Source organism: Marinimicrobium sp. UBA4209 (assembly GCF_002381585.1).
Classification (GTDB): domain Bacteria; phylum Pseudomonadota; class Gammaproteobacteria; order Pseudomonadales; family Cellvibrionaceae; genus Marinimicrobium; species Marinimicrobium koreense.
Genome location: NZ_DFTP01000089.1, coordinates 13,380 through 24,457 on the forward strand (window position 1 = coordinate 13,380; position 11,078 = coordinate 24,457).

General features: G+C 58.0%; 11 protein-coding genes. 2 read left to right on the forward strand and 9 right to left on the reverse strand.

Annotation, left to right across the window (positions count from 1 at the left end):
* Together B3187_RS12875 and dkgB are read right to left on the reverse strand one after the other, a co-directional pair.
* A partial coding sequence (locus tag B3187_RS12875; RefSeq protein ID WP_286806882.1) for a hypothetical protein occupies positions 1-191 on the reverse strand: 191 nt, incomplete at its 3' end.
* 178 nt (positions 192-369) lie between these two features.
* The gene (gene dkgB, locus B3187_RS12880) at positions 370-1,185 is read right to left on the reverse strand and encodes a 2,5-didehydrogluconate reductase DkgB (protein ID WP_286806883.1); all 816 of its coding nucleotides are present in this window, start codon (positions 1,183-1,185) and stop codon (positions 370-372) included.
* A gap of 323 nt (positions 1,186-1,508) precedes the next feature.
* On the opposite strand from dkgB, the gene B3187_RS12885 reads away from it, so the two are divergent.
* Both B3187_RS12885 and B3187_RS12890 read left to right on the forward strand, forming a co-directional pair.
* Positions 1,509-3,713 carry an alpha-amylase family glycosyl hydrolase gene (locus B3187_RS12885; protein WP_286806885.1) on the forward strand — a complete coding sequence of 735 codons (2,205 nt, stop codon included), beginning with the start codon at positions 1,509-1,511 and terminating at the stop codon, positions 3,711-3,713.
* 150 nt (positions 3,714-3,863) lie between these two features.
* Positions 3,864-4,817 (forward strand): glycoside hydrolase family 43 protein, encoded by a 954-nt coding sequence (locus B3187_RS12890; RefSeq protein ID WP_286806886.1) that lies wholly within the window; start codon positions 3,864-3,866, stop codon positions 4,815-4,817.
* Between the two features lie 43 nt (positions 4,818-4,860).
* Here the strand turns inward: B3187_RS12890 and B3187_RS12895 are convergent, their stop codons facing one another.
* The 7 genes from B3187_RS12895 to B3187_RS12925 form a co-directional block, all read right to left on the reverse strand.
* Complete coding sequence (locus tag B3187_RS12895; RefSeq protein WP_123636979.1) at positions 4,861-5,658, reverse strand: DeoR/GlpR family DNA-binding transcription regulator; 798 nt, start codon at positions 5,656-5,658, stop codon at positions 4,861-4,863.
* A 102-nt stretch (positions 5,659-5,760) separates the two neighbouring features.
* The gene (tpiA, locus tag B3187_RS12900) at positions 5,761-6,570 is read right to left on the reverse strand and encodes a triose-phosphate isomerase (RefSeq protein WP_286806887.1); all 810 of its coding nucleotides are present in this window, start codon (positions 6,568-6,570) and stop codon (positions 5,761-5,763) included.
* Positions 6,571-6,621: 51 nt separating this feature from the next.
* Complete coding sequence (locus B3187_RS12905; RefSeq protein WP_286806888.1) at positions 6,622-7,278, reverse strand: LutC/YkgG family protein; 657 nt, start codon at positions 7,276-7,278, stop codon at positions 6,622-6,624.
* Entirely contained in the window at positions 7,271-8,719 is a 1,449-nt protein-coding gene (locus B3187_RS12910; RefSeq protein WP_024459703.1) for a LutB/LldF family L-lactate oxidation iron-sulfur protein, read from the reverse strand. Before B3187_RS12910 ends, B3187_RS12905 begins: the two co-directional genes overlap by 8 nt.
* Entirely contained in the window at positions 8,716-9,534 is an 819-nt protein-coding gene (locus B3187_RS12915) for a (Fe-S)-binding protein (RefSeq protein ID WP_286806889.1), read from the reverse strand. The genes B3187_RS12910 and B3187_RS12915 overlap by 4 nt, the downstream gene beginning before the upstream one ends.
* Positions 9,535-9,612: 78 nt before the next feature.
* Positions 9,613-10,905, reverse strand: coding sequence for an L-rhamnose catabolism isomerase (gene rhaI, locus B3187_RS12920; protein ID WP_286806890.1), 1,293 nt, complete (start codon positions 10,903-10,905; stop codon positions 9,613-9,615).
* 23 nt (positions 10,906-10,928) lie between these two features.
* Positions 10,929-11,060 (reverse strand): SDR family oxidoreductase, encoded by a 132-nt coding sequence (locus B3187_RS12925; RefSeq protein ID WP_286806921.1) that lies wholly within the window; start codon positions 11,058-11,060, stop codon positions 10,929-10,931.
* Positions 11,061-11,078: the final 18 nt, after the last annotated feature.

An 11,078-nucleotide genomic window follows, 5' to 3' on the forward strand; every position in this document is an offset into this window, starting at 1 on the left:
CACATTTCCTTGAGGCCATGGCCGTTGGTGAAAATCACGCTGGTACCGCGCAACTCCGGGTGGTCGGTGAGAATCTCCAGTACCGCATTGGCGTAGGTGGGGCCACCCTGGGCAATATTGCGGGCGTCACCGCCAAAACCGGTGGGTGGAGCGCCGATGGGCTGAACGTCGATGCCAGTGATAGCAACCATGCGATTCATCTCCTGGTTTGGTTGATTGATGGAAGTATTGTCGTTGTCCGTTTCAGTATAGTCCGGGAGGCGGGGCTTGCGGGTAGCCGGGTGCTCGGACCCCAGCAGGGGGTAAAGGGAGTGAATAAAAAAGGCACCGCCGGGGTGCCTTTTTGAGTGTGGTCACAATACTGTGGGGTTACTGGTCCCACTGGGGAGCGAAATCCGGGTTGGCAATCCGCTCACCGGCGTCCAGGGCATTGATTTTTTCCATCTCACTGTCACTCAAGCGGACATCCAAGGCGGCCAGATTGGCTTTCTGGTGCGCCGGCTTGGTGGAGGAGGGGATGACCACGATGTTCTGTTGGGCCACCCATGCCAAAGCGACCTGAGCCGGTGTCACACCGTGGGCCTTGCCGATGTCTTCCAGTACCGGGTCCTTCATCACTTTACCTACCGCCAGGGGCATATAGCCGGTGACCTGCAGTCCTTTGTCCTGACAATGTTTGACCAGCTTTTTGTTCTGCAGGTAGGGGTGAACCTCAATCTGGTTGGTGACGATGTGTGCGCCACCGGGGGCTGACAGGGCCTCGTCCACCTGGGCGATGGTGAAATTGGATATCCCGATATGCTTGGTCAACCCCAGTTCCCGTGCTTCGTTTAGCTTGCCGATATAGTGCGCCATGGGGACCGCATTGTCGGGTGAGGGCCAGTGGATCAACGCAAGATCGACGTAGTCTGTGCCCAGTTTCTGCAGGCTTTCCTTGAGGCTTTCGACGGGTTTATCGCTGTCCAGGAAGTCGTGCCATACTTTGGTGGTAATGAACAGTTCGTGCCGGGGAATCCCACTCTCGCGAATGGCCTCGCCGACGGCTTCCTCGTTGTCGTAAAACTGGGCGGTATCGATGTGTCGATAGCCCAGATCCAGCGCGGATTTCACCGCGTCTTCCACCTCCTGATCTTTCAGACGGAATGTGCCCAGACCAATGGCGGGTAACACGGGTGCCTGACTCATGCAGATCTCCTCTCGATTCGTTTTGGGGTGTACTTGTCGCATGTCGCTTAAATGGTTTGAAAGACCTTATCTTGTGTCGTGGCGTCGGGATTTCAACCGGAGTTTGCCAATCATCTCCATAGCGTGAACTTATCGAACGATGGAGCCGTGTCTTCCCAGGCTGGGTCGCGGGGTGAGCAGTATGTGCACTGTCAGGAAGGACGGATTTGCTGCATACGTATTCATCCCTATGCATACGTATGCAATGTGTTGTTCGCCCCGAGCCGCCCACCTACCATCACTCCGGATAACAGCTCATAACATAAAATCCTGGAGTGAAAATAATGAAAACCCTATCAAGACAGTGGTACGCCCTGGTGCTCAGCGCCCTGGTGTTATCCTTTTCCGCATTGGTTGGCTGTGGTGGTTCCTCGTCGGGGGATTCCGGTCCCGATGTGGTCAATCCCGATCCTGACGACGACAACGACGATGATACTGGTGGCGATGACTCCGACGGGGATGATACCGACGGCGATGGTGACCACACCGCCGAGCCGCTCACCTGTGACAACCCCACCTACGCCGAGGCCATGAACCTGCGCATTTATCAGGTGATGACGGAGTCCTTCATTGATGGCGACCCGGGCATTGGTCATGGGGTGGGTTATGGAACCAGCCACCACAGCGGTGATATTCGCGGCATCATCGACAGTCTGGAGTACATCAAGGGCCTGGGCTTCAATGCCATCTGGTTGACGCCGGTTTTTGACAGTGTGCCCCTGTCCGGCCAGGATCTGGCCGCCGACCGACTGGATGCGACCGGCTACTACGCGACCAACTACTTTGCGATTGATCCGAACTTCGGCTCCATGGACGACGCCCGGGAGCTTGTCGAAACGGCCCATGAGCTGGGGTTGTATGTGTTCTTCGATGGTGTGTACGGTCACTTTAAAAATAACGCGGAAGACTATCCCTCCATTGACGGTCAAACCGTCAGTACCGGTGGTGCGAGTGTGGCCGGAACCGGTCGTATTGCCGAGTATCCGGATGATCTGGAATTTTTCAAAGAGGTCGCTACCTACTGGGTGGAGGAACTGAAAATCGACGGCTGGCGTCTGGACCAGGCCTATCAGGTGCCCCTGGATGCCTGGGTCGAGATTCGCCGCGCCGTGGAAGAAGCCTCGGCATCGGTCACCTATACCAACGCCGACGGTGAGGCAGTGAATCCACTCGGCTATATGGTCGCGGAAATCTGGAAAGGCGAAGCGGACATTGCGGCCGAGGCCTATGGGTCGGATGACAACCCTGCGCTTTGCTCGGCGTTTGATTTCCCTGTGCGGTACGCGCTGGTTCAGGCCCTGGCGGTGGAGGAGAGCGGGGCAAATAACCCGAGCGCCGCGCGACTTAGAAGCGGCTTCAATTCTTACGACGCCTATCCCGATCACGCCATCCCCAATGGCTTTATGGGCAATCACGATCTGGTGCGCTTCGGGGATCTGTTACAGCGCGGCGATATTGCCGATCCGCAAGAGGATCTTTATTGGGCGCGTCACAAAGCGGCCTACAGTTTCCTGGCGGCGTATACCGGACCCATCACCCTCTACTACGGGGAAGAGATAGGTGAGGAGGTGCCGGATTACGCCGATCAGGTTACCGCTAACTGTGCCGACCAGGGGCTGTGCGATGACCACGTTGCCCGCACCAGCGGAAAGGTCGAAGGTCTGCCCAGCGGGACTGAGCGCGAGGTGTTTGTCGCCAATGAGAAACAAGCGGAGCTGCGCGATTATCTGACGGAGCTGATGGAACTGCGCGCGGCGCAACCGGCACTGTATCGCGGTGAACGCACGGCTATTGTTGCGCCCATTGACGTGGCCGGTGCGCTCTATGCGGATTACAAAACCTATGCAGACGATGCGATCCTCTACCTGCTGAATGTGAGTAATGAACCCATCGAGACGACTTTTGAAGCCTGCGCGCTGGGAAGCACCGGAACCTTGACCAACCTGCTCACCGACGAAACCATCAACGCTGACGAGGAAGGGCGTTATCAGATCCAGATTCCGGCCAGCGCTGCACTGTTTCTGAACGTTGAGTCACCTACTGAGGACGGACCGGGTTGTACCACCAGCGATGGGCCGGTCGGGTCTGGCCCCCTGGCAGCGTGCGATACGCCCGATGCGGACGGCACCGGCCCACTCGCATCCGACATGTACATTCGCGGTTCTTACGCGGGAGGCGACGGGTTTGGTGCAACCCCAAGCGATCGTCGCTTTGGCTACAAAGGCGATAACCTGTATCAGGTTGTGGTGAACGAACCCTCGGCAACCAGCTACGGCTTCAAGTTCGCGAACGCGGAGTGGACCTATGAATTCGCCGTTGCAGGCAGCGCCGATGTCGTTCTGGGGGCAGAGCAGGCCATGGCGGTTGCGTCCGGGCCCGGAACTGAATCGTCTATCGACATTCCCGAGTCGGGGGACTATGTGTTCAGTTTTCAGATCAACGACGCACTCGACGGCGGCACCATGATGGTCAGTCAGTGCGCTGAGTGACCGCCGTTCGAATCATGGCAAAAAGGGCGCTTCGGCGCCCTTTTTTGATTATTGACAGAGTCGAGCGAGTCATCGGGGTATCGGGGTAGACTTGCGAGTTGGATCGCGTAAAATTCAGATTCATACTACAAATAATTGCAAGGACCTTTCATGACTTTTCGACACGGTGGTATTACCCTCGGAATCTTGTTAGTCGTTTTACTGGCCGGCTGCGAATCAACCCCCACTTCTGATGATGCTTATGTCTTTTCCTCTTTTCGGGGCAACGGAGAGGGCGGTTTGCACCTGGCATACAGTCACGATGGGCTGACCTGGAAGGCGTTGAAAAACGATACGACGTTCCTCGAGCCCGAGGTCGGTCAGGGGCTGATGCGTGACCCCTGTATCATTCAGGGCCCCGAGGGGACTTTCCACATGGTGTGGACCACCGGTTGGTGGGATAAGGGGCTGGGGGTGGCTCACTCCGATGACCTTGTGAACTGGTCCGAACAACAGTTCGTCCCGGTAATGGCTCACGAACCAACGGTGAGAAATACCTGGGCGCCGGAAATCATCTGGGATGATCAGAATGCTCAGTATGTGATTTATTGGGCCAGCACCATTCCGGGACAATTTCCTGAAACCGCCGATAGCGGCGACGACGGCCTGAACCACCGGATCTATTACACGACCACCAAAGATTTTCAGACCTACAGCGACACGGAGTTGTTCTATGAGCCCGGGTTCAATGTGATTGACTCCACCATCATTCCCGATGGGGATGGTTATGTCATGATCCTGAAAGATGAGACCCGTCACCCCGCCGAGAAAAATCTGCGGGTGGCTCGCAGTGACAGTCTTTATGGGCCCTGGACGGAGCCGTCCGAGCCGTTCACGCCCGAGGGCGTATGGGTGGAGGGGCCAACCCTGCTCGATCAGGGGGAGACGGTTACCGTCTATTACGACGAGTACACCAACAAACGCTACGGCGCGATGCGCACCCGTGATTTCGATACATGGACGGATATTTCAGACGAGATCAGTTTCCCGGAGGGAACCCGACACGGGACGGTACTGCCGATATCAAAAGCGACGTTGGAAGCGTTGTTGGAAGACGTAGAGTAAGGTTGGCGGCACCCCTGTGGTGCCGCCGCTTGTTGCTAACGTTTTATTCCGCCTGACTCACATCAACCAGAATCACTTTGATGTTCTGATCTTCAAAAAAGCGCACGGTCTTCGGGTCGGCTTCACTGTCCGTGATCAGAATGTCCACATCCGAGAGCGGACACAGAATGAAGTTGCTGCGTTTGTTGAGCTTGGTACTGTCCGCCAGGATGATCAGCTGATCCGCCTGCTTTTTCAGCTTCTGCTCGGTCTGGATCAACAGCGGGTCTGATTCCATGACCCCAAACTCGCCAATCCCCGGCGTTCCCATGAACATTTTGCTGGCGTGGTAATACTGGATGGTGTCGTTCTCAAAGGCGCTCAGGATGATGCCCTGTTTCCGGTAGAGCTCCCCGCCGGGCAGCGTAATCTGGTTGTCACTGACTTCCGACAGGTCCTGGGCAAGCACAAAGGAGTTCGTCAGCACGTTCAGGTGACGGTCGGCCAGAAACTCCTTCATCATGTAGGTCGAGCTACCGCCGTTGATGATGATGAATTCACCGTCCTCACACAACTTCACTGCTTCCTGTGCGATCAGCCGTTTGACGTCGGCCCGCTGTTCCTTGGCCGCGAGAAACGCCGAGCCTGAAATGTGCGGGCGACGGACTTTCCGGTCCTGGACTTTGAGCACCTCGGCCCCACCCCGGATTTTGCGCAGCTGGCCCTGATTGGACAGCTTGGTGATGTCCCGCCGGATAGTGGCTTCAGAGGCGTTCAGTTGCGTGGACAGGTCGTTGACACTGACAAACTGTTGTTCGTCGAGAATGTCCAGCAGCAGTTTGTGGCGTTGTTTTTCCAGCATGGAAGTCGAGGCCCCGAGATGAAATGATCATGTAAAGGAAATTTGACGAAAAACTAGCATAAAATTGCCGAAAAAACAAACAAAATCAGTCATAACCTTTCACTAAAAGTCTTGGTAGCGGACGTTATTCGTGGATTTCATTTCGGGCTTGGGCGGCCGGGTCTGAGCGGCCCAGCAGATGTCCAGAAAGTCGGCGGCTTTCAGGGAGGCACCGCCAATCAGACCGCCATCGACATTGGGCAATGAAAAGATCTCCTCACTATTGCCGGGTTTTAGACTGCCGCCATAAAGCAGGGTGACGTCATCAGCGTCCAGGCCGTTGTCGGATAATTGCGCTCTGATCACGGCGTGGGTGGACTGAATGTCCGCCAACTCCGCGGATACCCCGGTACCAATCGCCCACACCGGCTCATAGGCGATGACCGCGTTGCGCAATGCGTGCGCACCACAACGATCAATCACCGTCTGAATCTGGTGGGAAATGACCGATCGGGTCTGACCCTGTGCCCGCTCCTGTTCCGTTTCACCGACACACAACACCGGGGTCAGCCCCGCAAGGGAGACCAGCTTGAACTTCTCGGCAATATCCGCGTCTCGCTCTCCCATGCGGGCCCGTCGCTCGGAGTGGCCGACGATCACATAGCGGCACTGGAGCTCCTTGAGCATGTTGACACTGATTTCACCCGTGAAAGCGCCAATACACTCGGAGCTTACATCCTGGGCGCCAAGCTGTACGATATCGGGCAGTATTGAACGAATGGATTGCAGGTAAGGAAAGGGAGGGCAGACGGCGACCTCCACGTCCTGAAGCGTCTGGGATTTCAGTCCGTGGCGAAAGTGGGTCGCCCAGAGAATATTGTCGGCCAGGCTGCCGTTCATCTTCCAGTTGCCAATCACCAGGCGTTGTTTCACGGTCTACTCCAAAATAATTCAACGGATTCGATATCAATCAATAGGGTTTGGTCACTGGGGCAGGGACTCAACAATCAGGTAATCGGTCCGGCGCGGTCCATGGGCGCCAATCTGAATCTGTTGCTCGATATCGGCGGTCCGGGACGGGCCGGTGACCAGGTTGACTGTTCGCGGCAGAGGCTGACCATCGTGCAGCCTCTCCCAGGCATCTTCGTGAAAGCGCACAATGTCCCGCTTGTCGATCAGCACGATCAGCCGTTCTACCAGAAACAACAGCCTGCTCGGGCAGTCCCGACTCAGGGACAGGATGGTCCCGGTTTCCGCCATCGCCGAGTGGGCACGCACCAGTCCCCAACTCTGAATCGGCTGTGGTGTGTCGTCGGAAAGGGTCAGTGATCCCCAATCGGATTGGCTCGCGGCGATTTGGGGGGACAGCGACAGGGGGGGGGGAACGCTCTGACTGTCCGCTTCGCGCTCCAGCCAGCGCTGAACCTGCTCCAGACTTTCCAGCTCGGTCACCACAGCGCCGTTGCGCTGGGCTTCACTGATAAAGCGCGAGACGGTTTCCACATGGCTGAGTGCCGGTTGGGCCGGCGTGTCGGCCTGCGTCTCACACAGTGTTTTGAAGACCGCTTCCAGGTCCTCGCCCGCGTGGTCGCTGCCGATGGACTGACGAATGCGCTCGATAATACGGGTGCGACTATCCATGACGACGGTTCTCCGGGTGTGATTGACGCTGCTGTTGCCGCCACTGAGTCTGGAAGCTGGACCCCTGCGGCGCAGAGAAATCCCGGTACCGGGTCCAGCCGGACATCATCGGCAGTGAGCGGAAGCGTCCCCGGCTGCCTGCCAACCAGCGCAACACCTTCACCGCAGGACTGGTCAGCCGCCGGTAAAGTCCGGGGCGGCGGCTGAGTCGGCAAAACAGTTTAACGGCCATCGTTGATGCCTTGGAACGGGTCGCTTCACGCTGCTCTTTGTCCCGTAACTTGCGCATCAGGCCGGGCAGGGGAATGCGCACCGGGCACACCGATTCGCAGCGACCGCAGAAGGTACTGGCATTGGGCAGCTGATAGTCATCTTTGCCGTGGCGCAGCAGGGGGGTGAGCACGGCGCCCATGGGGCCGGGGTAGACGCTGTTATAGGTGTGCCCGCCCACAGATTGGTAGACCGGGCAGTGATTCATACAGGCACCGCAGCGAATGCAGTGCAGCATGTCCTGGAATTCCGTGCCCAGAATTTCCGTGCGCCGGTTGTCCATCAGGACAATATGAAAATTCTCCGGCCCGTCTTTATCCTGGGCGCCCTTGGGGCCGGTAAAAAAAGTGGTGTAGGTGGTAATGTCTTGCCCGGTGGCGCTGCGGGCCAGTACCCGGAGGATGGCGCTGGCGTCTTTCCAGGTGGGAATCACCTTGTCGATGGACGTGGTCACGATATGGGTTTTGGGCAGCGTCGCCGTCAGATCGCCATTGCCTTCATTGGTCACAATCGCGGCGGTGCCGGTCTCGGCAATCAGCATATTGGCGCCGGTGATACCCACATCCGCCTGCAGGAACCGCTCGCGGATCACGTCCCGGGCTTCGTTGACGATCGACTCGACCGCGTCAAGATCCCGCTCGCCCAGCGGATGATTGTCCCGGAACAAGGCCTGAACCTGCGCCTTGGTTTTGTGCAGTGCCGGGGCGACGATGTGGCTGGGGCGTTCATGTGCCAGTTGGATGACATATTCGCCCAGGTCGGTTTCCTGAGGTTCGATGCCCGCCTCTTCGAGCGCCTCATTCAGCTCGACCTCTTCGCCCACCATGGACTTGCCCTTGGTGACAGTTTTGGCCTCGTACTGACGACACAGTCCGACGACGGTCTCGCGCATCTGTTCGGGGGTTTCGACCCAATGGACCTGTCCGCCGGCGTCCTGCACTTTCTTTTCAAAGTGCAGCAGGTAAATATCCAGATTTTTCAGCGCACGCTGGCGTGCGCGCAGGGCGCGATCGCGCATGGCCTCGAAGTTGGGTACGCGCTCGATCGCCGCCTGGCGTTTGTGCACAAAGCCTGAGCCGGCCTTTTCCAGGGCCTGCTGCAGGTTGTCATCATCCAGGGCGCCCCGGGAGCGGGCGATGAAGTCCGGTTCCTGTATCTGGACGCCGCTCATGATGTTTCCCCGGAGTCGGCGGCGGCTTCGCCGATAGCGGGCGCGGCGAGATCACCCGCCAGCACTTCGGCAATATGACGCACCTGAACCACAGAATTGCCGGAGGCCGGGTCGGCATCCCGTTGCAGCTTGCCGGCAATATTCAATAGGCAGGACAGATCCCCGCCCAGTACCATGGAGGCGCCGGATTGTTGAATGTTTCGGGTTTTGTCGCCGACCATGCGGTTGGAGACATCCGAGTACTTGACGCAGAAGGTGCCGCCAAAGCCGCAGCAGACATCGGTGTCGGCCATCTCGGTCACCTCGACCCCTGAGCACTGCTTCAACAGGCGACGCGGCTGCTGCTTGATGCCCAGCTCGCGCAGGCCCGCGCAGCTATCGTGATAGGTCACTTTCTGTGAGCTCAAATCGATGTTGGGTGTGTCCGGGGTGTAGTCCAGCACATCCGTGAGAAAACTGGTCAGCTCAAATACCTTGCGGCAGAAGGCCTCGACTTCGGCACTTCGGGGATCCCCGGCGAACAGTTCGGGGTAGTGCTCCCTGATCATGCCACCGCAGGAGCCGGAGGGCGCAACGACGTAATCAAAGTCTTTGAAACTCTGCACAATGTTCCAGGCCAATGCGCGGGTCTCGTCGGGAAGCCCGTTGTTGAACGCGACCTGTCCGCAGCAGCTCTGTTCCGGCACGCTGACGGTGCAACCGGCCTGCTCCAACAGCTTTACGGTCGCAAAGCCGATGCTGGGCCGTATCAGGTCCACCGGGCAGGTAATAAACAGGCCGACATGAGGGCCTTGTGATGACTGGTTATTCGACATAATTATCCGTCTGATTCACAGCGACCGGGAAGGGTAAAAACGGTGCCGACCGACACATTGAAGCCGGCACCCAATGCACTACACAATACCGGAACGGCTGCCACCGGTATCAGGGCGAGCCACCGCCGCCTGCTCGCGGTACTGGGAGGCCCGGTAGGTGGCGAGCGGATTGATCGCAGCGTTTTTCCGGAAACGGGCCATGGCCAGGATCGGAGACACGTCGACGTTGAACGCTTCTTTCAGTGTGTTGCTCGCCATCAGGGCATCATTGTCCTGCTGGTAACCTTCCAGTGCTGTGCGGTCAACCAGCAGGGCCTTAATGTAAGAGCGCTGCACCTCAATCGCGGAATTGATCAGACTTTCGATCGGGTCGGTGACATTGTGCGATTGATCGAGCATATAGGCCGGTGAAAAACCGGGCTGTTTGCGGTGCTCGGCATCCACCAGTTCGTTGAATATCAGGAACTGCTGGTAGGGATGAATGGAGCCGCTGTCCAGATCATCATCGCCGTACTTGCTGTCGTTGAAGTGGAAGCCGCCCAGCTTCTTGAACTGAATCAGGCGCGAGACGATCATCTCGATGTTGACGTTGGGTGCGTGATGGCCCAGGTCCACCAGAGACTTGCACCGCTCGCCGGTTTCCATGGCCGCCAGGATGTTGCTGCCCCAGTCCTGAATGACTGTAGAGTAGAAGGCCGGCTCGAACATCTTGTGTTCCAGGTGCATTTCCCAGTCACCGGGCAGGGCAGCGTAAATGGCCTTGGCGCTGTCCAGGTAGCGCTCAAACGCGCGCTGGAAGTGTTGTTGGCCCGGATGGTTTGAGCCATCGCCGACCCAGACCGTCAGGGTGTCGGAGCCTAGCTTTTTACCCCACTCAATCACCTGGATGTTGTGGGCGACGGCCTGCTCGCGTACCGCCGCACTGGTATGAGTGAGGCTGCCGTACTTGTAGGACTGCGCCTGGTCCGGCTGATCCTGGAAGGTATTGGAGTTCACTGAACTCCAGCTCAGGCCGTAGCTGTCGGAGTGGGCTTTCAGTTCACTGAAGTCATCCACCACGTCCCAGGGAAAGTGGGGCGAAATGGCGCTGGCACAACCCGAGAGCTGATGGATGACCGCGCAGTCTTCCACCTTCTCGAAAATGTTTCGCGGTTCACCGACGCCGGGAAAGCGGGCAAAGCGGGTGCCGCCGGTGCCGGTGCCCCAGGAGGGCACGGCGATGTCGAAGGCCTGCGCTTTTTCGGTCAGGGCGTTGATATCAACTCCCTTGCGGGAGAGCTGCTCCCCCAGAACCTCGAAATCCCGGTTGAGATTGGAGGCCAGTTTGTCGTTGTGCGCCGAGACGACGTCAGGCTGAATGGCGTATTTCATGATTATTTTCCTGCTGGCTCGGGTTATCGGGTAAAGGACGGCGCGTGACCGGCATCGACGTTGATAATATTGCCGGTGGACTTGGCCGACAGATCCGCCGCGAAGAAGTAGGCGGCCTCGGCGATGTCTTCCGGCAACACCGAACGCTTGAGCATACTGCGCTGGCGGTAATG

Excerpts from the sequence above, each read along its gene's own strand:
- B3187_RS12925 (WP_286806921.1), bottom strand. The coding sequence starts at position 11,060 with ATGCTCAAGCGTTCGGTGTTGCCGGAAGACATCGCCGAGGCCGCCTAC.
- B3187_RS12890 (WP_286806886.1), top strand. The coding sequence starts at position 3,864 with ATGACTTTTCGACACGGTGGTATTACCCTCGGAATCTTGTTAGTCGTT.
- B3187_RS12915 (WP_286806889.1), bottom strand. The coding sequence starts at position 9,534 with ATGTCGAATAACCAGTCATCACAAGGCCCTCATGTCGGCCTGTTTATT.
- B3187_RS12885 (WP_286806885.1), top strand. The coding sequence starts at position 1,509 with ATGAAAACCCTATCAAGACAGTGGTACGCCCTGGTGCTCAGCGCCCTG.
- rhaI (WP_286806890.1), bottom strand. The coding sequence starts at position 10,905 with ATGAAATACGCCATTCAGCCTGACGTCGTCTCGGCGCACAACGACAAA.
- B3187_RS12895 (WP_123636979.1), bottom strand. The coding sequence starts at position 5,658 with ATGCTGGAAAAACAACGCCACAAACTGCTGCTGGACATTCTCGACGAA.
- dkgB (WP_286806883.1), bottom strand. The coding sequence starts at position 1,185 with ATGAGTCAGGCACCCGTGTTACCCGCCATTGGTCTGGGCACATTCCGT.
- B3187_RS12905 (WP_286806888.1), bottom strand. The coding sequence starts at position 7,278 with ATGGATAGTCGCACCCGTATTATCGAGCGCATTCGTCAGTCCATCGGC.
- B3187_RS12910 (WP_024459703.1), bottom strand. The coding sequence starts at position 8,719 with ATGAGCGGCGTCCAGATACAGGAACCGGACTTCATCGCCCGCTCCCGG.